24 protein-coding genes are annotated in these 24932 nt (G+C 68.6%); 12 read left to right on the top strand and 12 right to left on the bottom strand.

The genetic code is table 11. From position 1 onward, the window contains the following. From creC to DX03_RS13650, 6 genes are all read left to right on the top strand, one after another. Positions 1-1461: a two-component system sensor histidine kinase CreC gene (gene creC / locus DX03_RS13675; protein ID WP_038689562.1), complete on the top strand. Its 1461-nt coding sequence runs from the start codon at positions 1-3 to the stop codon at positions 1459-1461. Positions 1462-1560: 99 nt separating this feature from the next. Beyond that, the gene (creD, locus tag DX03_RS13670) at positions 1561-2880 is read left to right on the top strand and encodes a cell envelope integrity protein CreD (RefSeq protein WP_038689560.1); all 1320 of its coding nucleotides are present in this window, start codon (positions 1561-1563) and stop codon (positions 2878-2880) included. A 10-nt stretch (positions 2881-2890) separates the two neighbouring features. Then, positions 2891-3301: a hypothetical protein gene (locus DX03_RS13665; RefSeq protein WP_038689558.1), complete on the top strand. Its 411-nt coding sequence runs from the start codon at positions 2891-2893 to the stop codon at positions 3299-3301. A 168-nt stretch (positions 3302-3469) separates the two neighbouring features. Beyond that, the gene (locus tag DX03_RS13660) at positions 3470-5038 is read left to right on the top strand and encodes a M28 family metallopeptidase (protein WP_051598997.1); all 1569 of its coding nucleotides are present in this window, start codon (positions 3470-3472) and stop codon (positions 5036-5038) included. Between the two features lie 88 nt (positions 5039-5126). Then, positions 5127-6530, top strand: a complete 1404-nt coding sequence (gene gltX, locus DX03_RS13655) for a glutamate--tRNA ligase (protein ID WP_038689557.1) — start codon at positions 5127-5129, stop codon at positions 6528-6530. Between the two features lie 16 nt (positions 6531-6546). Further along, positions 6547-7032: a Fur family transcriptional regulator gene (locus DX03_RS13650; RefSeq protein ID WP_038689556.1), complete on the top strand. Its 486-nt coding sequence runs from the start codon at positions 6547-6549 to the stop codon at positions 7030-7032. A 577-nt stretch (positions 7033-7609) separates the two neighbouring features. Here DX03_RS13650 and DX03_RS13645 read toward each other — a convergent pair. The 8 genes from DX03_RS13645 to DX03_RS13605 all read right to left on the bottom strand — a co-directional run bounded on the left by DX03_RS13645 (position 7610) and on the right by DX03_RS13605 (position 16752). After that, on the bottom strand, positions 7610-8341 hold the full coding sequence (locus DX03_RS13645; protein ID WP_038689554.1) for a hypothetical protein: 732 nt from the start codon (positions 8339-8341) through the stop codon (positions 7610-7612). Next, the gene (locus tag DX03_RS13640) at positions 8338-9531 is read right to left on the bottom strand and encodes an HlyD family secretion protein (RefSeq protein ID WP_038689551.1); all 1194 of its coding nucleotides are present in this window, start codon (positions 9529-9531) and stop codon (positions 8338-8340) included. Before DX03_RS13640 ends, DX03_RS13645 begins: the two co-directional genes overlap by 4 nt. 8 nt (positions 9532-9539) lie before the next feature. Then, positions 9540-11225: an MFS transporter gene (locus tag DX03_RS13635; protein ID WP_038692398.1), complete on the bottom strand. Its 1686-nt coding sequence runs from the start codon at positions 11223-11225 to the stop codon at positions 9540-9542. Continuing rightward, positions 11222-11788, bottom strand: a complete 567-nt coding sequence (locus DX03_RS13630) for a TetR/AcrR family transcriptional regulator (RefSeq protein ID WP_038692396.1) — start codon at positions 11786-11788, stop codon at positions 11222-11224. Before DX03_RS13630 ends, DX03_RS13635 begins: the two co-directional genes overlap by 4 nt. A 127-nt stretch (positions 11789-11915) precedes the next feature. Then, positions 11916-12143 carry a hypothetical protein gene (locus tag DX03_RS13625; protein WP_219335231.1) on the bottom strand — a complete coding sequence of 76 codons (228 nt, stop codon included), beginning with the start codon at positions 12141-12143 and terminating at the stop codon, positions 11916-11918. A 12-nt stretch (positions 12144-12155) separates the two neighbouring features. Then, complete coding sequence (locus tag DX03_RS13620) at positions 12156-13394, bottom strand: MFS transporter (RefSeq protein ID WP_051598866.1); 1239 nt, start codon at positions 13392-13394, stop codon at positions 12156-12158. Continuing rightward, the gene (locus DX03_RS13615) at positions 13391-13825 is read right to left on the bottom strand and encodes a MarR family winged helix-turn-helix transcriptional regulator (RefSeq protein ID WP_038689550.1); all 435 of its coding nucleotides are present in this window, start codon (positions 13823-13825) and stop codon (positions 13391-13393) included. The genes DX03_RS13620 and DX03_RS13615 overlap by 4 nt, the downstream gene beginning before the upstream one ends. A gap of 731 nt (positions 13826-14556) precedes the next feature. Next, positions 14557-16752 (bottom strand): TonB-dependent receptor, encoded by a 2196-nt coding sequence (locus DX03_RS13605; protein WP_038689546.1) that lies wholly within the window; start codon positions 16750-16752, stop codon positions 14557-14559. A gap of 157 nt (positions 16753-16909) precedes the next feature. Between DX03_RS13605 and DX03_RS13600 the strand changes: the two genes are divergently transcribed. Together DX03_RS13600 and DX03_RS13595 are read left to right on the top strand one after the other, a co-directional pair. After that, entirely contained in the window at positions 16910-17323 is a 414-nt protein-coding gene (locus DX03_RS13600; RefSeq protein WP_038689545.1) for a MerC domain-containing protein, read from the top strand. Between the two features lie 116 nt (positions 17324-17439). Then, positions 17440-17622, top strand: a complete 183-nt coding sequence (locus DX03_RS13595) for a 30S ribosomal protein THX (protein WP_038689543.1) — start codon at positions 17440-17442, stop codon at positions 17620-17622. Between the two features lie 91 nt (positions 17623-17713). Here DX03_RS13595 and DX03_RS13590 read toward each other — a convergent pair whose 3' ends face one another. From DX03_RS13590 to DX03_RS13580, 3 genes are all read right to left on the bottom strand, one after another. Continuing rightward, positions 17714-18970 (bottom strand): alkaline phosphatase family protein, encoded by a 1257-nt coding sequence (locus DX03_RS13590; protein ID WP_038689542.1) that lies wholly within the window; start codon positions 18968-18970, stop codon positions 17714-17716. 87 nt (positions 18971-19057) lie between these two features. Continuing rightward, complete coding sequence (locus DX03_RS13585; protein ID WP_038689539.1) at positions 19058-19549, bottom strand: methylated-DNA--[protein]-cysteine S-methyltransferase; 492 nt, start codon at positions 19547-19549, stop codon at positions 19058-19060. Next, positions 19546-21012, bottom strand: a complete 1467-nt coding sequence (locus tag DX03_RS13580; protein ID WP_038689538.1) for a DNA-3-methyladenine glycosylase 2 family protein — start codon at positions 21010-21012, stop codon at positions 19546-19548. The genes DX03_RS13585 and DX03_RS13580 overlap by 4 nt, the downstream gene beginning before the upstream one ends. A 169-nt stretch (positions 21013-21181) precedes the next feature. On the opposite strand from DX03_RS13580, the gene DX03_RS13575 reads away from it, so the two are divergent. The 4 genes from DX03_RS13575 to ubiM all read left to right on the top strand — a co-directional run bounded on the left by DX03_RS13575 (position 21182) and on the right by ubiM (position 24657). Then, on the top strand, positions 21182-22327 hold the full coding sequence (locus tag DX03_RS13575) for a COG3904 family protein (protein ID WP_038689537.1): 1146 nt from the start codon (positions 21182-21184) through the stop codon (positions 22325-22327). A 56-nt stretch (positions 22328-22383) separates the two neighbouring features. Beyond that, entirely contained in the window at positions 22384-22917 is a 534-nt protein-coding gene (locus DX03_RS13570; RefSeq protein ID WP_038689535.1) for a DUF4019 domain-containing protein, read from the top strand. A 30-nt stretch (positions 22918-22947) separates the two neighbouring features. Continuing rightward, on the top strand, positions 22948-23337 hold the full coding sequence (locus tag DX03_RS13565; protein ID WP_038689533.1) for an MAPEG family protein: 390 nt from the start codon (positions 22948-22950) through the stop codon (positions 23335-23337). 99 nt (positions 23338-23436) lie between these two features. Beyond that, positions 23437-24657, top strand: coding sequence for a 5-demethoxyubiquinol-8 5-hydroxylase UbiM (gene ubiM, locus DX03_RS13560; protein WP_244880122.1), 1221 nt, complete (start codon positions 23437-23439; stop codon positions 24655-24657). 6 nt (positions 24658-24663) lie between these two features. On the opposite strand, the gene DX03_RS13555 is transcribed toward ubiM, so the two are convergent. Next, positions 24664-24894: an RNA-binding S4 domain-containing protein gene (locus DX03_RS13555; RefSeq protein WP_038689530.1), complete on the bottom strand. Its 231-nt coding sequence runs from the start codon at positions 24892-24894 to the stop codon at positions 24664-24666. Between the last annotated feature and the right edge of the window lie 38 nt (positions 24895-24932).

The following is a 24932-nucleotide window of genomic DNA, read 5'->3' as shown; positions in this document are numbered from 1 at the left end:
ATGCGGCTGGGCCTGAAGCTGTTCCTGGGGTTCTTCCTGATCGTGGGCATCGCCGCGTTCTTCGTGATGCGCATCTTCGTCAACGAGGTCAAGCCGGGCGTGCGCCAGGCGATGGAGTCGACCCTGGTCGACGCCGCCAACGTACTGGCCGAGATGGCCGCCGCCGACCTCAAGGCCGGGCGCATCCGCAACGGTGCGTTCGTGGCCAGCCTGGCCCGCGCGCAGCGCCGCGACCCGAAGGCGATGGTGTGGCGTTTTCCCAAGCGCACGCTGGATTACCGGGTGACCATCACCGACGCCAAGGGCATCGTGGTGTACGACTCCACCGGGCAGGGCATCGGCCGCGACAACTCGCGCTGGAACGATGTCTACCGCACCCTGCGCGGCGAATACGGCGCCCGCTCCAGCCCGGAAACCCCCGGCGACGACACCCATTCGGTGATGCACGTGGCCGCGCCGATCCATGACCCGGCCGATGCCACGCGCCTGATCGGCGTGCTCAGCCTGGCCCAGCCCAACCGCAGCATCGACCCGTTCATTGCCGCCAGCCAGCGCGCCATCATGCGGCGGGGCGCGTGGTTGATCGGCTTGTCGGCGCTGATCGGGCTGTTGATGACGGCGTGGTTGATGCATGGCGTGAACCGGCTCAACCGCTACGCCAAGGCGGTCAGCGCCGGCGAACCGGTGCCGCCGCCGAAGCCGCGCCGCGATGAGATCGGCGACCTTGGCCAGGCGCTGGAAACCATGCGCCGCAAGCTGGAGGGCAAGGCCTACGTGGAGCAGTACGTTCAATCCCTGACCCACGAGATGAAGAGCCCGCTGGCCGCGATCCGCGGTGCGGCCGAACTGCTGCAGGAACCGTTGCCCGACGCCGACCGCGTGCATTTCGCGCGCAGCATCCAGGGCCAGGAACAGCGCCTCACCGAGACCATCGACAAGCTGCTGGCGCTGGCCGAAGTGGAACAGCACGGCTGGCTGCAGAAGCGCGAACGCATCGCGCTCGCCCCGTTGCTGCAGGCCGCTGCCAGCGCGGTGGCGGTGCGCGCGCAGGCGGCCGCGGTGGCGATCGACGTGGAGGTCCCCGATGGCCTGGTCATCCAGGGCGACGGTTATTTGTTGCGGCAAGCCTTGAACAACCTGCTGGAGAACGCGCTGGCGTTTTCCAGTGCCGACAGCCGCCTGCAGCTGAGCGCCGCGCGCGAGGGCGGCGGCGTGGTGCTGCGCGTGGCCGACCGCGGCAGCGGCGTGCCCGACTATGCGCTGGACCGCGTGTTCGAGCGCTTCTATTCGCTGGCGCGGCCCGCCACCGGCCTGCGCAGCTCCGGGCTGGGGCTGTCGTTCGTGCAGGAAGTGGCGCGCCTGCATGGTGGGCGGGTGCAGCTGCGCAACCGCGAAGGCGGCGGTGCGCTGGCCTCGCTGTGGCTGCCAGTACGCGATCCGGGCGCGCCGATCCGGCGCTGAGCCCAGTCGCCGCGGGCACTTCACACAGACTTCAAACTCAGCACAAACCCCGCACACCACCGCGCCCGAAGCTGGCCCCCTCCCAACCGAGGACGGGCCATGAAATCCCTGAAGATGCTGTTGCGGTTCGCCATTGTCGGCGGGCTGATCCTGTTGCTGCTGATCCCGTTGATGATGATCAAGGGCGTGATCAAGGAGCGCGAGGCGTACCGCGACGAAGCCTACCTGCGCGTGTCGCAGAGCCGCGCCGGCGCGCAGACCCTCACCGGCCCGGTGCGCGTGGTGCCGTGGACCGATACCCGCGAGGTCGAGGTGGTCGACGCGGCCGGCAACATGAAGAAGGAAATCCAGACCGAGCACAGCTACTGGCTGCAGATGCCGGCCACGCTGCGGGTGGACGGGCAGATGCAGCCCGACGAACGCCGGGTCGGCCTGTTCCGGGTGCCGGTATACAGCTGGAAGGCCAAGATCACCGCCGAGTTCGCCGACGACGATTATCCGATCAAGGCCGGGCGCGTGTATGGCACCCCGTACCTGGCCGTCGGCATCGCCGACCTGCGTGGCCTGGTCGGTTCGCCCACGCTGCAGGAGGATGGGCAGGCGTTGACGCTGCAGCCGGGCATCGGCGAGGTCAACGGACTTGGCAAGGGCCTGCACGTGCCGCTGCGCGACTTCGACGACAGCATCGGCGGCATGCTCAAGGGCAGCCGCCTGCAGCTGGACATGGTGCTCGACGGCACGCGTTCGCTGGCGGTGGTGCCGGTGGGTGACGACAGCCGCATCGCGATCCGCTCGCCGTGGCCGCACCCGCTGTTCGGCGGCAGCTTCCTGCCCAACCAGCGCACCGTCACCGACACCGGGTTCGACGCCCAGTGGGCCGTCTCCTCGCTGGCCTCCGAAGCACAGCGCCAGCTGCGCGACAGCAAGGACCTGGACCCGGAAACGGTCAGCGTTGAACTGGTCAACCCGGTGGACATCTACACCCAGGCCGACCGGGCCAGCAAGTACGGCATCCTCTTCATCCTGCTCACCTTCGTCGGCTTCATCCTGTTCGAGCTGATCAAGCGCCTGCGCATCCATCCGCTGCAGTACCTGATGGTGGGCCTGGCCCTGGCGATCTTCTTCCTGCTGCTGCTCAGCCTGTCCGAGCACATTCCGTTCTGGCTGGCCTATCTGGTGTCGGCGGTGGCCTGCATCGGGGTGCAGGCGGTGTATCTGTCGGGGGTGTTGAAGAGCTGGACGCGCGGCCTGGGCTTTGCCGGCATGCTCACGGTGCTGTACGGCGCGCTGTACGGCCTGTTGATCTCGGAGAACAACGCGTTGCTGATGGGCTCGCTGCTGCTGTTCGGCGTGCTGGCCAGCGCCATGTGGATCACCCGCCGGATCGACTGGTACGAAGTCGGCGCGAGCCTGAAGTAAGGAGCGGCACATGAGCTGGCGCAACGGGTTGCGGCAACGCGCGTGGCAGGGCATTCCGGAACTGCTGGAAGTGGACGCGCTGCTGCAGGCCAGCAGCGTGCTGGCGGCCTTGCCGGGGGCGCGCATCGCCCCCGGCCTGGTGCGCTTCAAGCTGGCGGCGCGGACCTGCGAAGGGGTGCAGCAGCAAGGCCTGGACTGGCTGTCCGGCGCACGCCAGGGCCGTGGTGCCCTGGCCGGGAAGGTGCCGCGTTACCGGCCATGGAAGGCCGGCAATGCGGCGCTGGCCGAGATCGGCATCGCCGGGCTGCCCATGGACTGGCCGGCGCACGCGGCGGTGTATGGCTGCAGCAGCGTCGACCGCCGGCACTGGCTGTTGCTGGTGCCGGGCAGCGCTCAACTGTGGCTGGGCTGGACCGGCTGAGCAGCGCCCGCCGGACACATCCATGCGTGCGCACATGACCGATGGGACGGGGGCCAGGCGCTCGCGCTGGCTAGACTCGATGGCTTGACGAGCAGTGCCGAAGGGCCGGGGTGGGGCGTGTTGAAGTGGAGCGGGCTGAAGTGGGGCGTGCTGGCTGTAGCGCTGGCGATGGGTGGCAATGCAATGGCGCAGCAGCGCGAAACGGTGGACCTGGACATGGTGGGCAAGATCCGCCAGCAGGCCTTCCACCAGTCCCAGGTGATGGACACCTTCAGCTACCTCACCGAACGCATCGGGCCGCGCCTGACCAACTCGCCGGCGATGGGACGCGCCAACGCCTGGACGCGCGGCCGGTTCAACGACTGGAAGCTGGACAACGTCCACGACGAAGCCTTCGATGCCTTCGGCCGTGGCTGGGAATTCACCTCGGCCAGCGTGGAAATGCTGGGCGATCGCGTGCAGCCACTGCATGCGCTGCCCAAGGCCTGGACGCCGGGTACCCAGGGCCCGGTCGAGGGCGAGCTGGTGCAGGTGGACATCAAGAAGCCCGACGACATCGAGAAGTACCGCGGCAAACTGCGCGGGAAGATCCTGTTGCTGGGCGAGGCGCGCGAGTACAAGCGGGGCACCGACGCCGATTCGCACCGGCATGACGCAACCTCGCTGGAGGGCCTGCAGGAATTCACCCTGCCCAAGGACAAGGACGTGGCGGCCGACCGCGCCAAGCGGGTCAAGGAGTACCAGGAGAAGCAGGCGCTGGCGGCCAAGGTCAACGCCTTCTTTGTCGACGAAGGCGCACTGGCCTCGATCAGCATCAGCAGCTGGGACAACGGCATCATCCGTGTTGCCGGCGGTGGCTCGCGCAAGGCGGGTGAATCGGTCGGTATTCCGGAGCTGGCGATGATCGCCGAGCATTTCAATCCGCTGGTGCGTGCGCTGGAGGCCAAGCAGACCGTGCGCCTGCGCGTGGATGTCGCGGCGCGCTTCACTGACCAGACCGACCAGCCGGGCTACAACACGCTGGCCGAGATCCGCGGCAGCAGCCGACCCGATGAAGTGGTGATGATCGGCGCGCACCTGGATTCGTGGCACAGCGGCACCGGCGCCGCCGACAACGCCGCCGGCGTGGCGGTGATGATGGAGGCCATGCGCATCCTCAAGGCCGCTGGCGCCAAGCCGAAGCGCACCATCCGGGTGGCCCTGTGGAGTGGTGAAGAACAAGGGCTGATCGGCTCGCAGGCCTATGTGGCCAAGCACTTCGGTGGCTTCCCCGAGCCTGCCGATGCGGCGCAGAAGGCGCTGCCGGCCTCGTTGCGCGAACCGACCGGTGCCCTGCAGAAGACCCGCGATTACAGCAAGTTCCAGGTCTACTTCAACATGGACAACGGTTCGGGCCGCTTCCGCGGGATCTACGCGCAGGAGAACATGGCGGCCGTGCCGATCTTCGAGGCCTGGCTGGCCCCCTTCCACGACGTGGGTGCCACCACCGTGGCCACCCGCAACACCGGCAGCACCGACCACATCAGCTTCGACCGCATCGGCCTGCCGGGCTTCCAGTTCATCCAGGACCGGCTGGACTACTTCACCAACGTCCACCACAGCCACCTCGATACCTGGGACCACGCCGAACCGGAAGACCTGAAGCAGGCCGCCGCCATCGTGGCGTCCTTCGCCTACCACGCGGCCATGCGCGAGCAGTCCTTCCCGCGCAAGCCCGCGCCGCAGCCGCAGCCGTAAGGAGGCCGGACGGAGGGGGCGCCCGCCGCCTCCGTGCCCTCCCGGGGGTAATGGTAAAATCGGGGGATTCCCGTTCCCCGAGCCTTCCATGACCTGCCGCACCCGCTTCGCCCCCAGTCCCACCGGCTACCTGCACATCGGTGGCGCCCGCACCGCGCTGTACTGCTGGCTGGAGGCCCGTCACCGTGGCGGCGAATTCGTGCTGCGCATCGAAGACACCGACCGCGAGCGCAGCACCCAGGGCGCGATCGACGCGATCCTGGAGGCAATGGACTGGCTGGGCCTGGGCTACGACGAAGGTCCGATCTACCAGACCCAGCGCGTGGCCCGGTACCTGGAAGTGGCCGAGCAGCTGGTCGCCGACGGCAAGGCCTATTACGCCTACGAAACCCGCGAAGAGCTCGACGCGATGCGCGAAGCGGCGATGGCCAGGCAGGAAAAGCCGCGCTACAACGGCGCCGCGCGCGACCTGGGCCTGCCGTACAAGGACGACCCCAACCGCGTCATCCGCTTCAAGAACCCGCTCGAGGGCACGGTGGTGTTCGACGACCTGATCAAGGGCCGCATCGAGATCGCCAACAGCGAGCTGGACGACATGGTCATCTTCCGCCCGGACGGCTTCCCCACCTACAACTTCGCGGTGGTGGTGGACGACTGGGACATGCGCATCAGCGAAGTGATCCGCGGCGATGACCACATCAACAACACCCCGCGCCAGATCAACCTGTACGAAGGCATCGGCGCGCCCGTGCCGAAGTTCGGCCACATGCCGATGATCCTGGACGAGCAGGGCGCCAAGCTGTCCAAGCGCACCGGCGCGGCCGACGTGATGCAGTACAAGGACGCCGGTTACCTGCCCGATGCGCTGCTGAGCTACCTGGCCCGGCTGGGCTGGTCGCACGGTGACCAGGAACTGTTCAGCCGCCAGGAGCTGATCGACCTGTTCGACGTGACCAACTGCAATTCCAAGGCCGCGCGCCTGGACATGGCCAAGCTGGGCTGGGTCAACCAGCACTTCCTGAAGACCGAAACGCCGGACAGCATCGCCCCGCACCTGGTCTACCAGCTGAACAAGCTGGGCCTGGATCTGGCCGCCGGCCCGGCCCCGGCCGACGTGGTGGTGGCACTGCGCGACCGCGTGCAGACCCTGAAGGAGATGGCCGAGAAGGCGGTGGTCTGGTACCAGCCGCTGACCGAGTACGACGAGGCGGCCGTGGCCAAGCACTTCAAGCCGGGCGCGGAACTGCCGCTGGGCAAGGCCCGCGAGCTGTTGGCGGGGGTTTCCGACTGGACCGCCGAGGGCGTGTCGGTGGCGCTGCATGAGGTGGCCACGGCGCTGGAGATCGGGATGGGGAAGGTGGCCCAGCCGCTGCGCGTGGCCATCACCGGCACCCAGGTCAGCCCGGACATTTCGCAGACGGTATTCCTGGCCGGGCGTGAAGAGGCCTTGAAACGCATCGACGTCGCACTCACTAAAGTACCGACGGCCTGACCACAGGAGACCGCGCATGCCTGCCAAATCCGCTTGTACCGCCCCGCACCACCACGTCCACGACGCATCCGACTTCGTGAAGGTGGTGGAACGCGTGTGCTCGGAACGCGGGCTGCGCCTGACGCCGATCCGCGCCAACGTGCTGCGCCTCATCGCCGAGGCCGGCAAGCCGGTCAAGGCCTACGAACTGCTGGAGTGGGTGCGCAACGGCAAGGGCGTCGGTGCCGACGCCCCGCCCACGGTGTACCGCGCGCTGGATTTCCTGATGGCCAACGGTTTCGTGCACAAGCTCGAATCGGTCAACGCGTTCGTGGCCTGCCACCATCCCAGCAGCGCGCAGCATTCGGTGCCGTTCCTGATCTGCAACAGCTGCCACAGTGCGGTGGAACTGGAAGACAAGGAGATCGTGAGCCAGCTGGAAAAGCGCGCCAAGGAGCTGGGCTTCCAGCCGCAGGCGCAGACCCTGGAAGTGCACGGCCTCTGCGCGCGCTGCGCCGGGTAGGTACCGACCGTTGGTCGGTGCGCTCCCTGCAAAAATCGCCGCGCCCTGCGCGGCTTTTCTTTGGTTTTTCGCCCATATGCGGGACAAGCAGAAACGCCCCTTGACGCTTTCCAGGCGCGGCCGTCGGCGGGTCGGGCGCTGGGCCCCCATGCCCTTTCCGGCGAATGTCCTCCGGCGTCGGCCTGCGGCCGCCACCTCCTCCTTTATTTCGCCTCCAAGGGCATGGGGCCCCAGCGCCCGACCCACCGACAGGGCCAGAAAGCCTGGCTTCCCCTGCTTACCGCAAGCCGAGCCCCGTAGCAGCCGGTAGGCTCCTGGGCAAAATAAAGGAGGAGGCCGCCCTGCGGCCGGGGGACATTTGCGCCAGGGGCCTACCGGCTGCTACGGGGCCCTCACGCTCGCGACCAGCCCGATCGGAGACGCCGGCCGATCCAAACGGCGCCCGCACACCCCGGCACCCGCCCTTGCAACAAAGACGCCCCCCTCTGATGGTGATGGGAGAAGAGCCTTTTCTACGCGATCTCCCGGATCGATCATCCCCTTGGCAGAGCCACGCCATGCCTGGCCGCCCCGGTGATCAGGTGGCCCTGCTGCGTGCCTTCGCGATCTCACGCCGCTTCCGGGCGTCCGGGGCTGCGTAGTTCGCATCCAGGCGGCGTGTGAGACATTTCAGGACGCCCCGGCGGGCGGATACGAGATCGGGGTCCGCCACGAGCAGCGCATCAACCCACGCAAGCGATGCGGCCACGGGGGCGCCGCGCAGGGCGTAGAGCGAGACGGCCTTGAGGTGCGTAACAGAGGTCGCATCCCATGCCTTCACGGCCGTCTCGTACAGCGCATGCTGAAGCGTCGCATCGATCGGCACACTGTCGTCGAAGGAAAGCTGCAGGTTCAACGCACCCAGCGCCCTCCACGGCGCTGCGTCCGCGTCGCTCGCCCGCCAGTCGGCACGTTCGCAGTAGGCAAGCAGTTCGGCGACGGCGTCGCGCGTGCGTACCGCTTCAAGCACGTCGATTGCGAAGGCGGCCATCACCGGATCGGCCAGCAGGGCGCGCAGTCCGGCAACACCGTCGCGCGCGTACGCCGCGCAGGCGGTCGCCCATCGCGCGAACGGCACCACGCGACGGCCATCCGGCAGCAGGCCGTCCTCCAACCAGCCATGCAGGGCGCACAGACGCTCGATTTCGTCGGCGCCCGCAGCACCATGTTCGAGGGCGAAGGCGATCAGCTGCTCCACCTCCAGCGCACCACCGTAAGCCGCCGGCGCACTGCCCTTGGCCGCCTTCTGCGCCAATGCGTTGAACTTCATCGGCGCTCCGCCGCGGCGGTATCGCTGCCGTCTGCCGCCGTATCCACCTTCACCACCACCGACATGCCCGGGCGCAGCCGCTTGGCCAGCGGCTGGTCCGGGTCGATGGAAATGCGGATCGGCAGGCGCTGCACCACCTTGGTGAAGTTGCCGCTGGCGTTGTCCGGGCGCAGCACGCTGAATTCCGAGCCGGTGGCCGGGGCGATCTGCTCGATGTGCCCGTGCAGCTTTTCACCGTCGAAGGCATCCACCTTGAACGAGGCGGGCTGGCCGATGCGCATTTTCCAGGTCTGGCCTTCCTTGAAGTTGGCCACCACCCACAGCGTGTCCGGCACCAGGAACAGCAGCTGCGAGCCGGCCGTGACGTACTGGCCCAGGCGCACTGAGGCTTCGCTGATCTGGCCGTCGCGCGGGGCATGGATGACCGTGTTGGCCAGGTCGATCCGGGTCAGTTCCAGCTGCGCCTGCGCGGTTTCCACGCGGGCTTCCAGACTCTTGCGTGCCACCTGGGTGGAGGTCAGCGTTTCCTCGGCGATGCGGATCTGCGCCTGCGACTGCAGCACGGCCGCCTGCGCCGACTGCGCCCCGGTACGCAGCTTGTCGCGGTCGCTGAGCGCCACCAGCTGCTGCGCGGCGAGGGCTTCATAGCGCTTGAGCTCGGTGCGTGACCGCGCCAGCTCCGATTGGCCGGCAACAAGGTTGGCCTGCGCGGCACCAATCTGCGCGCGGTTCTGCGCCTGGGCCTGGTCGGAGTTGGCCAGCGCGGCCTTGGCACTGTCCAGGTCGGCCTGGGCCTGCGCCACTTTTTCCTTGTAGATGCGGTCATCGACGCGCACCAGCGGGTCGCCCTGCTTCACGTGCTGGAAATCCTTGACCAGCACCTCGGTGACATAGCCATTGACCTGCGGCGCCAGCACGGTGATCTGGCCCCGCACGTAGGCGTTGTCGGTGCTCACCCGGGTGCTGTCGAACGGCCACAACGACCACGCGCGCAGGATCAGCGCGATGCCCAGCAGCGCGATCACGATCATGATCACCACGCTGCGGGTGCTCGGCTTGAGGTACTTGGGCGCGCTCGGCGGCGGCACCGCCCCCGCCGCGGCCGCACTGCTGGCCGGGGCGGCATCGGTCGGCGGGGCCGGGTTGACGTTCTCGGGTGCGCTGTCGTCGCGGGGCGGGGGCGTGGGCATGGGGGGGCTCATCGGGGCGGGGCGGGCAACGGCGCCGCGACTGAAGGGGAAGAGGGGGCAGGGTGGCGCTTGCGCCACTGCTTGAGGACGGCGGTACGCACCGATAGCAGCAGCAACCAGCCCAGGAAGCCCAGCGCGACCGTGCCGCTGAGCCGGAACACATCATTGAAGGCGCGCACGTTGGCTTCGCGGCGGGCAGTCAGCGCCAACTGCGCCGTGCCCTGCGCACTGCGCTGCACCGGGTCGGTGATCAACCCGGCATAGAGCTGCTGTTGTTGTTTCAGGCGCTGTGCGACCACACCGTCGGCCGGGTCGAGCTGGCTGACCAGTGCGCTGGAATACAGCTGCTCGCGGTGCAGCTGGTAGGTGCCCAGCACCGCCGAGCCGGCCAACCCGCCCAGGGTCTGGGTGATCGACAGGGTGACCAGGAAGGTGATCATGTGGTCCACACCCTGCTTCAATGCCTGGGTGATGCCAAGCATGATCAACGGCCCCATGAACATGCCGGCACCCACCGACGCCAGGAACTGGCTGGCGTAGAAGTCGTGCGGGCGGTCCAGGCTGGTCCGGCTCTGGTCGAGCAGGGCCGCGCTGCCGAGCAGCAGAATGGCCATCAGCAGCTGGGCGATGATGCGCTTGGGGCCGAAGGTGAGCGAGGCGGCCGCGATGCCGGTGACCACGCCGGCCAGGATCACCCCGAACAACGGGCGCATCTGGTCCGGCCCCATGCCCAGCTGGCGCATCAACCCGACCACGCCGTACGACTGCTCAGTGGTGAGAAAGCGGATCAGGAACGCGCCGACGATGAAGTGCAGCACCGGCAGGCTGGCCAGCCAGCGCGTCTGCAGCAGCGGGTTGCGCCGGTAGTGCTCGAGGATGAAGCCGGCGGTGGCCAGCGCGACGGAGGCCACCAGCGCCCACCCCAGCCACGGCGTGTCCAGCCACCAGCGCACGTAGCCCTGCGCCAGCACCACCACCAGCAGGCCCACCGCCGGGGCGAGCAGGGCGAAGGTGAGGAAGTCCAGCGGCTCGAATGCCTTGATCTGCACGCCCGGCGGCAGCTTCAACACCACCACCGCGGCGAAGGCGCACAGGGCCAGGCCGGCCTCGAACAGGTACAGGTTGTGCCACTGGCCGGTGTCCACCAGCCCCGGCGACACCAGCCAGGCGATCGGCACGGCCAGCTGCGAGATGCCCACGCCGATCACCAGCAGGTTGCCGGTGTATTTGCGCGGCAGCGACTGCAGCATGTACAGCGTGCCCAGGGTGCTGCAGGCAGCGCCGGCGAACCCGCTGGCCGCGCGGGTCAGCACGGTGGTTTCATAGCTGCCCACGAACAGGTGCAGCACCGCCAGCGCGGCATACAGGCCCAGGCCGATTTCGGCGAACAGGCGAATGCCGTACTGCTGGCGGAACTTGAAGGCGAGCAGGTTGGCGGTGACATTGACCATCGCATAGGCGGCCACCAGCCAGCTGCCCTGCGCCGGGGTCAGGCCGAGCTGGCCCTGCATGAACGGCAGGTTGGCGGTGACCAGCGCATTGCCCAGCCCGCCGGTGATGCCCACCAGCAGCGCCACGGCGGCATAGGCCACGCGCCGGTGCCAGGGATGCCACGGCATCGACGCCGAGCCGGGCAGGGTCGGCTTTTCGTGGTCTTCCCAGTCCGGGATCGGTTTGAGGTACTGCGCCATCAGCCCTCCGCGTCGACGGGTCCCTGCAGTCCGGTACGCAGCAACTGCAGGGCGCGCGCCACCAGCTTGGCCCGCTCTTCGCGGGATTTGCCACGCAGCGCGGCTCCCAGCATGCCTGAGATCAGTGAAATGTCCGTCACCTGCAGGTCCGCCCGGCACAGGCCGGCGGCGATCGCGCGCTGGATCGGCGCTTCCAGCAGGCCCCAGATGGTGTGCCGGGCGGCCTTGATGGCCGGGTCATCGGGGTCCACCGCGCGCCAGTAGTCCGACAACGCCGGCGACTGCACGATGCGGGCGGCCATGCTTTCGAGCACGTCGAACAAGGCATCATCGCGTTCGCCCAGGCTCTGCACCTGGCGGTTGATGCGGGCCACCGTGCGCTGCAGCAGCGCCTCCACCAGCGCGGTGCGGTCGGGGAAATTGCGGTACAGCGTGGCGCGGCCGACCTGCGCACGTTCGACCACCAGGTCGAGCGGGGCGGTGACGCCATGCTGGCCGAACACCGCATCGGCGGCGTCCAGGATGAGGGCGCGGCGGGCAGCCGCATCGGCACGTTGGGAGGTCATGAGACATCTTCGGACGAAAATGTCCGCAACGGAAGGGGCCGATGAGACGGGGGTGGGGCAGGATGCGGAAAGGTCTGCGGGGCGTGAAGCCGTCGGTACGACGATCGCGCGCCCTGGTAGTGTCAGCTCACAGCACCCGCGGACGGTACTGCAGGATCCGATCGGCGATCTGGGGCGCGGACAGGTCCGCATGGAAGATGTAGTTCACCGCGTCCGGATCGAGCACGGCGTCCACCAGCCGCTGGATATCGGCATCGGTGTCCTGTTCGGTGCCCGGTGCGGCCTGGATGCGCGCGATGAGCGCGACCAGCGCGTCACGGTCCAGGCGTGAACCGGCAGGGAAGGATTCGGTCATCGTGCACCGGCATCAACGGGAGGTGGGGACACCGTGGCAACCATAGCGCGCTTCGCGGATCGGCAGGTTGACCAAAGCGGCGATGGCGGCCAGCGCGATGTCGGCGTACCACATCCACAGGTAGTTGCCGGAATGGGCCAGCGCCACGCCCCCCAGCCACGCACCGAAGAAGCCACCGAGCTGGTGCGAGAGCAGGGTCAAGCCAAACAGGGTGCCGAGGTAGCGTGGCCCGAACAGCTTGCCGACCAGGCCGGCGGTGGGCGGGACGGTGGCCAGCCAGGTGAAGCCGAGCGCGGCGGAGAACACGTAGAAGGTGGTCGGGGTGGGCGGGGCAACCAGGTACAGGCCGATCATCACCGCGCGACTGGCGTACATCCAGAACAGCAGGTACTTCATGCGGTAGCGCTGGCCGAGCGCGCCCACGATGAGGCTGCCGGCGATGTTGAACAGGCCGATCAGCGCGATCGAGGTGGAGGCGACGGTGGGCGACAGCCCGCACAGGGCGATTTCGCCGGGCAGGTGGGTGACCAGAAAGGCGATGTGCAGGCCGCAGGTGAAGAAGCCCAGGTGCAGGCACCAGTAGCTGCGGTCGCGCACGGCCAGGCGCAGCTGTGCGCGAAGGCCGCCGTCCTCGTCGCTGCTGGCGCCGGCGGCGTGGTCGCCGGCACGGCGGCGCAGGGGCCAGGCCAGGGGGAGCGAGAGCAGGGTGATGGCGGCCATGGTGAACATGGCGCGGGCCCAGCCGGCGCTGCTGATGATCCATTGCACGAGCGGGGCGAACACGAACTGGCCCAGCGAGCCGCCGGCGTTGATGAGGCCGGCGGCGAAGGAGCGTTTTTCAGCGGGCAGGCGGTGCGCGGTGGCGCCGATCAGTACGGAGAAACTGCCGGCGCCGGCACCGGCGGCCATGAGCAGACCAAGGCTGAAGCTGAGGCCGAGCGGGCTGGTGAGGTAGGGGGCCAGCAGGAGCCCGATGGCGAGCAGGACGCCACCGAACAGCAGTACGGGGAGCGCGCCGCGCTGGTCGGCCACGGCGCCGAACACGGGTTGTACGGCGCCCCAGACGAACTGGCCGATGGCGAGGGCGAAGCTGATTTCAACAATGCTGACGCCGGTGCTGCGGTGGATGGGGTCGAGGTAGAGGCCGCTGGTCTGGCGCACGCCCATGGTGACCATGAGGATGGCGGAGGCGGCGACGAGCAGGCCCCAGTGCATGGTCGGGGCGCGCGGGGTGGCGGGCTGGGCGTTCATGCGGGGGCTCCAGGCGCGAGGGCGTGGTCGAGCTGGTCGAGGAGGGTGTTGAGGTGGGTGGTGGGGAGGGTGCCGAAGGCGCGTTCGATGTGTGCCTGGGCGCGCTGCCAGAGGGGGCGGGCGCGGCGCAGGACGGCTTTGCCGGCGGGGGTGATGGCGATGAGGCGTTGGCGGGCGTCGTGACCGCGTTGTTCCTGGAGCCAGCCGGCGAGGAGGAGGGGTTTGAGGTTGCGGGTGAGGGTGGTGCGGTCCATGCCGAGGGCGTCGGCGAGTTCGCCAAGCTGGCGGGGCGCGGGGGCGCGGCGAAGGATGGAGTAGGCGTTGAGGCTGAGCCCGGCCGGCGCTAGGTGGCTGTCATAGATCTGCGAGAGCTGGCGCGAGGCGCGGCGCAGGCGGAAGCAGGTGCATGGGCTGGCGGTGGTGGGGTCCATGGGGGCGCGCCGGGTGGTCTGGCTGGATCATACGTGTATATGCACGTAAAAGGTCAAGTGCCGGAGCCAGAGCCACAGCCGAAGCCGGAGCCACAGCCGCAGCCACAGCCGAAGCGGTTTGGCGGTGGCCTGTGGTTGGCGTGTATGGGGGGCGGGTACGCGGTTCCAGGACACGCCGTGAACCCATCCATGGGGGCTCGTGGGCGCCATCCATGGCGCCCAACGGTCCTGGAACCGCGTACCCGCCCCCCATCTCACAGACCACGCGCGCGCTGGCAAACAGCTGGGCATCGCGGCTTTTGTTTACTGCGACGCTCGCATTGGTTATCGGAGCGGTTGTTGCTTTAGAAATTGCTTTCGCAGTTGCGATGGCAGTTGATCTTGTTGTTGATGTTGCTTTGGCGGTTGCGGTTGCTCTTTGCTTTTGGGCCACCAACCAACTGTCGAGGGTGGGGGTGTGTGGGTTCACGGGACCCTGAGCGCCATGGATGGCGCGACGGAGCCTACATGGGTGAGGGCGCATTGCTTGCGAGGCACTGCCTCGCATGCGTCCGAACGCACAGCCGCCAGCGGCTGGGCCGGGCCGCGGAGCGGGACTTGCAGCGTGTCCCGTGAACCCACACACCCCCGCCCAGCTTGGTAGCAAACGGAAACAGCGCTCTTGGCTTAAAAAAAAGGGGGCCTATCGGCCCCCTCAGGGTGATCAAACGACCCCAGTCGCAAAGCGTGTTTTAGAAGAAGGCGCGGATACCGAAGGCGACGCCGCGGCCCGGCAGTGGGGAGTAGTCGCGCAGCAGCGAGGTGTGCGGGCGCACTTCCTGGTTGGTCAGATTGTTGCCGTCCAGGAAGACCTCGTAACTGTTGCTGTCGTTGCGGTCCCAACGGTAGGCCAGGTGCGCGTCCACCAGCGTGTAGCCCTTGCTCGTATCCTCGTTCTGCGCCACGTCCTTCTGGCTGCTGTAACGCACCGCGCCCACCGATGCGCGCCAGCCGTCACGCGACCAGCGCAGGTCCGCGCCTACCCGGCCCGGCGCGATCCGCGGCAGATAGCCGGTGTTGGCCAGCTCCACGGTGTAGTTGTGGTTGTGATCGCCGTGCGGCACGGCGATGTCCACGTTGCGGCTGCCGCTGCCATCCAGCTCCGCCTTCACGTAATCGCCGAACACCCGCAGATCCCAATCACCCGCGTTGCCCTCGAACAGGTGGAACAGCGCTTCCGCTTCGGCACCCTTGAAGGTGGCGTCCTGCTGCGTCCACAGGCGGACCGGCAGCGATTCGACCACCCCGGTGTCGGCCAGGTAGATGAAGTCCTTGAACTTGGTCTGGTAGATCGAGGCGGAGAAGTCGACGCGGTCGCTGTGGGTATGGATGCCCAGTTCGACGCGCTGGCCGCGTTCGGTCTTCAGGTTTGCATCGCCGATCTCCAGCGAGCGGGTGGCGATGTGCGCACCGGCGGCGTAAAGCTCTTCGTTGGTCGGAGCGCGCTCGGAGCTGTCGATGCCGAAGCGCAGATCGACGGCGTCGTTGAGGGTCCAGATGCCGGCCGCGGAGAGATTGGTGGCGTCGAATTTACGCGCGCGGTAATCGCCGGTCGGGTCCAGCTTCACCTGGTCATGGCGGCCGCCCAGTTCCAGCTTGAACGGGCCGAACTGCTTTTCCTGCAGCACGAACAGGCCGATGTTCTTCGTGCCCGTGTCCGGCACGAACGCTTCCTCGCCCTTCGCGCCGAAGTCGCTGTTGCCGAACTGCAGGCCGAACGCGCCGTCCCAGCCGCCGATCTGTTCCTGCACCGCTTCCAGGCGGCCTTCGATGCCACGGTTGGTGAAGCGCGTGGCCGGCGTGCCGGCTTCCAGTTCGGTGTGCTCGTAATCGGTGTAGGCGGTACGCAGGCTGATGTTCTTCAGGAACGAGGTCGGCTGGTAAATGCCGCCCTTGGCCTCGAAGCGGTTCTGCACCATGTCGATGCGGACGTCATGCTCGTCGCCTTCTTCCTCGTCGCCATGGTCGTGATCGTGGTCATGGCCATGGTCGTCGTCGGCATGCACGTGCGCGCCGTTGGGAATGCCGTAGTTGGTGCGGTAGGTGCTGGCGGACACGCCGAAGTAGCCGTCATCGCCCAGCCAGGTGGCACCGACGCCACCGGCGCGGGTGCGGATCGAACTGTTGTCCAGCCGGCCGCGGCGCGGTTCGTCGGTGTCGCCTTCGGCGTGGTCGTGACCGCTGTGGTCTTCCAGGCCGTCGATCACCGCATAGCCGGGAATGCGGTAGTCATCGCCGTTGCGGACCAGGCCGTCCACATGCAGCACGACGTTGCCGCTGACACCGTCCAGGCGGAACATGCCGCTACGCTCATCATTGACCGAATTGCCGCGCAGTTCGGCGCGACCACTCAGCGGACGGTCCGGCAGTTCGCGGGCGATGCGGCCGTCCACCACGTTCACCGCGCCGCCGATCGCGCCACTGCCGAACAGCAGCGTGGCCGGGCCCTTCAGGACCTCGATCTGATCGGCCAGGAACGGCTCGATGCTGGTGGCATGGTCGGCGCTCACCGTGGAGGCATCCATGTTGCCCATGCCATTGGACAGCACCGCCACGCGCGGACCTTCCTGCCCACGGATGATCGGGCGGCCCACGCCGGGGCCGAAGAAGGTGCTCTGCACGCCGGGCAGCTTGGCCACGGTGTCGCCCAGGGTGCCGGCCTTCTGCTCGTCCAGGCGCTCACCGGCCAGCACGTCGACCGGGCGGGCCAGCGATTCTGCATCGCCCTGCAGCGGCGAGGCGGTGACTTTCACGGTGGACAGTTCGGTCAGGTGGCCGTCGCGGTGGGTGCCGGGGGCGTCCGCGGCCATGGCCAGCGACGGCAGCAGGGCGGCGGCAAGCGCCAGGGACAGGGCGTGGGGGGTGAGCAGGAGGGAGCTGGAGCGCATAGGGCAAGGGCCTTCGGTCAATTGTTACAATATATCAATGGTGGGGCGCGCGAATCCCGTAATGGGACGGGGGAGGGCAAGTCAGGGGGAGGCAAGGGTGCGCGTCAGGATTGATGTTATATTATTCCATAACGCTTCGCCGACCCTGCTGGAAGTCATGCCCCTGTTCGCTCGTGTTCGCCATCTGCTGGATCGTTTCGGTGCCACCGGCTCGTTGCTGTGCGCCGTGCATTGCGCTGTGCTGCCGGTGCTGCTGGCGGCTGCGCCGTCGTTGGGGCTGTCGGTCTGGATGGGCGACGGCGTAGAGCTGGCCCTGGTGAGCTTTGTCACCCTGCTGGGCCTGTTCAGCCTGGTCTGGGGCTGGCGCCGGCACGGCGCGTTGCGCGCGCTGGCCTTTCTGATTCCGGGCCTGACCGCGCTGTGGGCGGGGTTGCTGTACGACCCGCTGCACCACTCGGCGGTGCCGCATGCGGTGGTGATGACCCTGGGCGGCGTGCTGGTCGGCGTGGCCCATCTGGTCAACCTGCGCCTGAACCACGGCCACGTCCACGACGCCAGCTGTGCTCATTGAGAGCGCGCATGGTAGGCTTCCAGATCGTGCGCGGGGGCGCCTGAGAGGGCGGCCCCGCCGAACCCGTGTCAGTGCGGGGTAATCAGAATCAGGTTTCAGACTAAGGAGTTGACGACATGGGTAAGGGTGACCGCAAGACCGCCAAGGGCAAGCGTTTCAACGCCAGCTACGGCAATTCGCGCTCGCACGTGGTGAGCAAGGTGGCCGTGGGCGCAGCTGCGCCGGTCGCCAAGAAGACCGTTGCCAAGGCACCGGCCAAGAAGGCCGTGGCCAAGAAGGCTGTCGCCAAGGCCGGTTGATCCCGCCTGGCGGGTCGAAGAAAACGCGGCGCTTGCGCCGCGTTTTTTTTATGCGTCACGCACAGGCCGCGCGGCGCGCGCGGGATGCAGATCAGCGCAACGCCGGCAGCAGCCGCTCGGCATCGCCATCGTTGGGGGCCGCTGGAACGCCCAGCAGGCGCGTCAGCAGCGGATACACGTCGACGTTGTCGAAGCCTGCGATGGTCTGGCCCTGCTTGAACGACGGGCCGCGTGCAATGAACACCGCGCGCATCGAGGGCAGGGCGTTGTCGTACCCGTGCGAACCACGGGTACCGGGCGCGCGGGTGGCCACGCTGGCGCGGCTGAGTGCGTTCCAGCCCTCGTGCATCTGGCACACGATCGGCGGAATGCGCGGGTTGGACCCGTAGTGCCAGCGCGCCGGCAACGTTTGCCGGGTCCAGCAGTCGTACTGCGCGTGTGCGCCCAGCAGCACCTTTTCGGCTTCGCGGCGCTTGCCCGGCAAGGGCGCAAACCCCACCGACTGGCCCATCGACACATCCGTGGCAATCGTCGGGTCGACCATGTCTTCAATGGCGATGGTCTGGCCGTCGGGCACGCTGGCCATGCCGTGGTCGGACACCACGATCACGTTGGTGCTGTTCTCCAGCCCGCGCGCTTGCAGGCCGTCCAGCAGCCGACCAATCGCCTGGTCGACCTCGCCGATCGCGGCGGCATATTCCGGCGAATCCGGGCCATGGTCGTGGCCGGCGTGGTCCACCTGTTCCATGTACAGCGTGACCAACCGCGGCGCATCGACATCGGTCTGGCCGACCCAGCCCAGCACCTGGTCCACCCGGTCGGGCAACGGCACGCTGGCATCGTAGGTGCGCCACTGGCTGGGGCGTACGCCCTGGATGGCGGCCTCGCTGCCGGGCCATGACAACGTCGCGGTGCGCACACCGGCTTTTTCCGCGCCCACCCAGATCGGCTCGCCGCCCCACCAGCGTGCATCGGTCACCGCTTCACGCTTGCTCAGACGGAAGCTGCCCAGTGCGTCCTCGTGCATGCTGTTGTGGATGATGCCGTGGTGGTCCGGACGCAGCCCGGTGACGATGGTGTAGTGGTTGGGGAAGGTCAGGGACGGATAGGACGGGGTCATCCAGCGTGCACGCACGCCCCCGTCGACAAGGCGCGACAGGTTGGGGGTGATGCCGCGGTCGAGCATGTCCGCACGCAGGCCGTCGATGGACACCAGCAGCAGCTTCGGCGTGGTAGCGGGCGCGGCAACCGGCACGCGGCCCGCCGTCGCAGAGTCGAAAGGAACGCTGGCACAGCTGGTCAACGCGAGGGTGGCGGCAAGCGCCAACGAAAGGCGGACGGAAGTCATCCGGCCATGATAGTCCGGTGGGGTGACGCGGCGAAGACAACCGATGGCAGGGTCAGGCCAGGTGCGCCGTGTGCATCACCTGCGCGATCAGGCGAACAGCGCGCCAGTGTGCGCTTCCAGCTGCAGCAGCGCGGCCTTAGTCGGCAGCCCGCCGCCGAAGCCGGTGAGTGCGCCGCTGCTGCCGATCACCCGGTGGCAGGGCAGCACGATCGGCAACGGATTGCGGCCGTTGGCGGCACCGACCGCGCGGCTGGCCGTGGGGTGGCCGATGTGGCGGGCCAGCTCCACATAGCTCCAGGTCTGGCCGAACGGAATGTCGGCCAGCGCCTTCCACACGCGCAGCTGGAAGGGCGTGCCATGCGGGGCCAGCGGCAAGGCGAAGCGCTGGCGCTCGCCCTGCAGGTACTGCAGCAGTTGCGTACGCGCATCGCGCAGTGCATCGGCGTCGTGCTGCCACTGCGCGCGGCCCTTGGCGTCGTAGCGGTTGTTCTCGAACAGGATGTGGTGGATGCCCTGGGCGTCACCGGCCACGGTCAATGCGCCGATGGGGCTGTCGAAGGTGTCGTAGAACAGGGTCATGGGGTCGCTCCGGAAGTGGGGGTGGACAGGTGCCAGAGGTGCAGCACCGCATAGGCGCGCCACGGTCGCCAGGCCTGCGAGCGCGCTTCGGTGGCGCGTTCGCTCAGGCGGGTCTGGCCGCCAAGCACCTGCTGCAGCACCAGGTCGCCGGCGGGGAAGGCATCGGGAAGCGCCAATGCGCGCAGTGCCATGTAATGCGCGGTCCACGGCCCGATCCCGGGCAACGCCACGCAGCGTTCGACGAAACTCTCCAGCCGCTGGCCGGCGCTGAAATCCAGGCGGCCTTCGGCTACCGCCAGGGCCACGGCGCGCACGGTGGCGGCGCGGGTTTTCGGCAGCCCGATACTTTCCAGCGGCGCCTCGGCCAGTGCCTGCGGGGTGGGGAACTGGCGGTCCAGTCCGGCCGGCATGCCCGCCAGGTCCTGTCCGAACCGATCCACCACGCGCCGCGCCAGGGTCGTGGCGGCGGCCACGCTGACCTGCTGGCCGAGCACCGCGCGCACCGCCACTTCGAAGCCATCCCAGCCACCGGGCACGCGCAACCCGGGGCGCAGTGCGATGCCGCGCGCGAGCAGCGGGTCCTGCGCCAGCGTGGCGTGCACGATGCGCAGGTCGGCATCGAGGTCGAAGATGCGACGCACCCGGCGCACGATCCCGGGAATGGCACGCGGGTCGACCTGGCCCAGCTGCAGGCGCAGTTCGGCACGTTTGGGGTCGGCGCTGACCCGCAGCACGCTGGGCCGTTCGGGCGGGCCGATGACGCGCTGATAGCTGTCCGCGTCGATGCACTCGATGCCGGGAATGGAGCGACGGCGCAGGAAATCCAGCATCGCGGCGAAATGCAGCGGCGGCCGATAGCCCAGGCGCAGGGTCAGCGCGCCATCATCAAGGGCCCCGCGCTGGCGGCGGATCGCGGTGGGCGGCATGCCACAGCCGTCCACGAAGGCGGCGTTGAAGCGGCGCAGGCTGTTGTAGCCGGCAGCCATGGCCACGTCGGTGACCGGCAGCGCGGTTTCGGTCAGCAGCTGCTTGGCCAGCAACAGGCGGCGGGTGGCATGGATCTGCGCCGGCGCCGCGCCCAGGCGCGCCACGAACAGGCGCTGCAGCTGGCGCGCGCTCAGTCCCAGCCGGGTGGCCAGCGCGGGTACGGCGGCGTCCTGCAGGTAGCCATCGTGGATCAGGGCCAGGGCGCGCTGCAGCGTTTCGTTGCTGAGGGCGTCCTGGGCCTCCGGCGCCAGTTCCGGGCGGCAGCGCAGGCAGGGACGGAACCCGGCCGCCGCGGCCGCCGCAGCGGTGGGGTAGTAGTCCACGTTGCGCGGCTTCGGCGGGGGCGCCGGACACACGGGCCGGCAGTAGATGCCGGTACTGCGCACGGCGGTGAAGAACACCCCGTCGAAGCGGGCATCGCGGGCGAGGCGGGCGCTTTCGCAGGCGGCGTAGTCCAGGGGCAGGGCGGTGTCCATGGGGCCCAGTCTATGCCCGGCCGCGGCGCTCGGCTCGCCATTTTCGGACAGCAATGCGACGGCCGGTCGCGCTGGTTCAGGGCAGGTTCCCGCGCAGACGGTCGCGCACACTAGACTGTGTGTTCACGCGCCGCTGCGCGCGCTCCTTCGTACGGATACCGGGTCGTTCATGTTGCTCAAGTCGTGGTGGTTGCCCCTGTTGTGCCTGGGTCTGGCCGGTTGCAGCCAGCTGGAGAATCCCGGCAACGTCACTGCCGCCGACAAGGCGGTGCGTGCACAGACCGCCGATGGCGACCACATGGTGTCGTTCAACGCCGCCGATGCGCCGGCACCGGCCCCGTTGCCGCCCAAGCGCGGCGACCAGGGCTGGGGCGAGGCGGCGCTGGAAAACGGCAAGGCGTGGGTGAGCTGCGACACCGATTACGCCGGCGAAGGCGGCGATGGCATCGCGCTGGAAACGCTGGACCGCGCCAGCATCGACGCCGCGCTGGCACCGTGCGTGGAGCGCGGGCTGGTGCGGGTGCGCTACGTGGGCAAGATCAACCCCGGCTTTTCCGAGCTGGTGGCGCGGTTGGCGATGGTGGCCGACGCGCAACGCATCTCCAAGCGTGTGCTCGACCTGGATTCCAGCGGTGGCCAGGTGGAAGCGGCGATCGTGGCCGGCGACCGCATCGGCGAATCCAACTGGACCATCTGGATCCGCGAAGGCTCGGTCTGCCACAGCGCCTGCGTGTTCGTGCTGGCCGCCGGCGACAACCGCCTGGTGGCGGGCAAGGTCGGCATCCATCGGATGATGCGGATCAGTTCCAAGGCGACCTCGCGGGCCGAGCTCAACCGCGAGCTCCATGAGGTCTACGACAACGTCAAGGATTACCTGCAGCGCAACGGCGTGGCGGTGGGCGTGGCCGACCTGATGATGACCGTGCCCAACCGCAGCCTGCGCCTGCTGACCAGCGACGAGCTGCGCCAGTTCGGGCTGGATGGCACCAACGCGGTGCAGGACGACCTGGAGCGGATCAAGCAGATGCGCAAATGTGGCGATGATTTCGTGCGGCGCAAGGACGCGTTCCTGATCGCCTTCGACCAGACCTGCAAGCGCGAAGGCACCGAACTGGAGACCGTCAACAGCTGCGGGCAGACGCTCAAGCAGCGCTACGGTTTCCCCGATGCCACCTGCCCGGACGAGAGCCCGCTGTCGGAGATCGACGTGTCCACGCTGCTGCCGTCCAGCGTTGCGCCCGGCCATGACGCGCCGGCCGAGCGCACTGCCAGCGACGTCGGCCAACCCTCGCCGGAAACCGCCGAACGCAACTGACGAACCACTCACGGGGTTCCCGTAGACTGGCTTGGATCCTTCCAGCCAACGGTGTCCTGATGCGTGTTCCGCTGCTGCTGTCTTCGTTCCTGCTTGCTGCTGTTGCCGAGGCCCAGACCCCGCCGCCGGCCACGCCCGCGCCGGCCCCTGCGCGCCCGGCACCGGCCGCCGCACCCGCTGCACGCCCGGCCCTGACCCCGGCGCAGCAGGCGCAGGTGCACAAGCAGGATGCGGAAATGAGTGCAGCCGCGTTGCAGGTGGCGCAGCTGGTGGACACCAACCGCGCCGCCGAGGCATGGAAAGGCGCCTCGGCCGTGGCGAAGAAGTCGGTCACCGAGCAGGCCTTCGTCAGTCAGCTCAACGCCGACCGCAAGCGCCTCGGCGCGCTGGCGGCGCGCGGCCAGCCGGTGGTGACCCGGGTCAAGTACGCCGCCGGCGCAACCGTGCCCGAAGGGCTGTACATCAACGTCAGCTTCCCCACCCGGTTTGCCAACAGCGCCCAGCCGGTACGCGAGCTGGTGTCGTTCCGGCTGGACGAAGACCGGGTCTGGCGCCTGGCCGGTTACAGCGTGCGCGCCGCTACGCCCTGATCGACCCCGTCATTTCCTGAGGAGTGCAGCATGAGTATCGAGATCCAGATGCTGGTGTGGTCGATGGTGCTGGGCATCGTGCACCTGTTCGCCGCCTCCACCGCCGTCACCCGCGAGCGCGGGCTGCAGTGGAACGCCTCGGCCCGCGATGGGCAGAATCCACCGGTGCGGCCGCTGACCGGTCGCCTGCAGCGTGCGCAGTCCAATTTCATGGAGACCTTCCCGTTCTTCGCGGCGGCGATCCTGGCGGTGGTGCTGACCCAGCGTCAGGACGGGCTGACCGCACTGGCCGCGCAGCTCTATTTCTGGGCACGGGTGGTGTATCTGCCGCTGTACGCAGCCGGCGTGCCGTACGTGCGCAGCCTGGTGTGGCTGGCCTCGCTGGTGGGCATCGTGCTGTTGCTGTGGGCGTTGCTGTAACGGACCAGTGAACGGCGGCTGCGGCCGCTGATCCAGATCAAGGCGGGGCGCGCGCGATCGGCGCTAAGCTGGCATGGACCAGTCACCGCAGGATCGGACATGTCGGACCAACCCACCCAGGAGCAGTGCATGCCGGAGCAGCCGGTGGACGTGGTGGTGGTGGGCGCCGGCCCGGCCGGGCTGTGTTTCGCCCGCGCGCTGGCCGGCAGCGGCCTGCAGGTGGCGCTGGTGGAACAGCAGCCGCGCGCGGCACTGGCGGAGGCGGCCTTCGATGGCCGCGAGATTGCGCTGACCCATGCCTCGCGGCAGATCCTGGAGACGCTGGGCATCTGGCAGCGGCTGGACCCGGCCGAGATCTCCCCGCTGCGCGACGCCAAGGTGATGGACGGCAGCTCGCCGTTCGCGCTGACCTTTGCCGCCACCCAGCGCGATACGCAGGATCTGGGCTGGCTGGTACCCAACCATCTGATCCGCCGCGCCGCCTGGGCCAGCGTGCAGGACCAGCCGGGCCTGCAGATCCTGGATGAAACGCGCGTGGCCGGCATCGTGCCGGGGGCAGGGCGCAGCGTGGTCACCCTGGCCGATGGTCGCCGCCTGGCCGCGCGCCTGGTGGTGGCCGCCGACAGCCGCTTCTCCAGTACCCGGCGCATGCTCGGGATCGGGGCGCGCATGCGCGACTTCGGCAAGTCGATGCTGGTCTGCCGCATGCAGATCGAGGTGCCGCACCAGCACACCGCGTGGGAGTGGTTCGGGTACGGGCGCACGATGGCGCTGCTGCCGCTCAATGGCGACCAGGCCTCGGCGGTGATCACCCTGCCGCCGCGCCAGATCGAGGCCTTGATGGCGCAGGAGCCGGCCCGCTTCGGGCACAGCATCAGTGGCTTGTTCGAGCAGCGGCTGGGGGCGATGGTGCCCAGCGCGGCCCCGGTGGCCTACCCGCTGGTGGGGGTATATGCCCATGCGTTCGTGGGCGATCGCTGCGCGTTGATCGGCGATGCGGCGGTGGGCATGCACCCGGTCACCGCGCATGGGTTCAACCTGGGGCTGGCCGGCGCGCACCGGCTGGCCCGCGTGCTGAACCAGGCGGCGGCCCGCGGCGGCGACATCGGCGCACCGGCCGGGTTGGCCAGTTTTGAGCGCGGCCACCGGCTGGCCTCGCGCCCGCTGTACGAGGCCACCAATGCCATTGCCACGCTGTACACCGATGACCGCCTGCCCGCGCGGATGCTGCGCCGGGCCGGGTTGCGCCTGGCGCACGGGGTGGCCCCGTTCCGCCAGTTGATCGCCGCCCACCTGACCCAGCGCGACGCGCGGGTCTGAGGTGGGTCAGGGGGCGTCGCTGTCGGCCAGTACGTTGATGGTGGTGTCGCCGAACTGCACCACCTGGCCGCCGCGGATCTTGCAGGCCTTGCGCAGCTCGACCTCGCCGTCGACCAGGACCTGGCCGTCGCCGATCACGGTCTTGGCCTCGCCGCCGCTGGTGACCAGGTCGGCCAGCTTGAGCAGCTGCTTGAGCTCGACGTAGTCGCGGTCCAGTTCAAATTCGAGGGTCTGCATGGAACGGGTATCCTGGGAAGGGGCGCGGACGTGGGACC

It is taken from the genome of Stenotrophomonas rhizophila (assembly GCF_000661955.1).
GTDB lineage: Bacteria > Pseudomonadota > Gammaproteobacteria > Xanthomonadales > Xanthomonadaceae > Stenotrophomonas > Stenotrophomonas rhizophila.
This window is presented reverse-complemented; position numbering and strand designations above follow the sequence as displayed.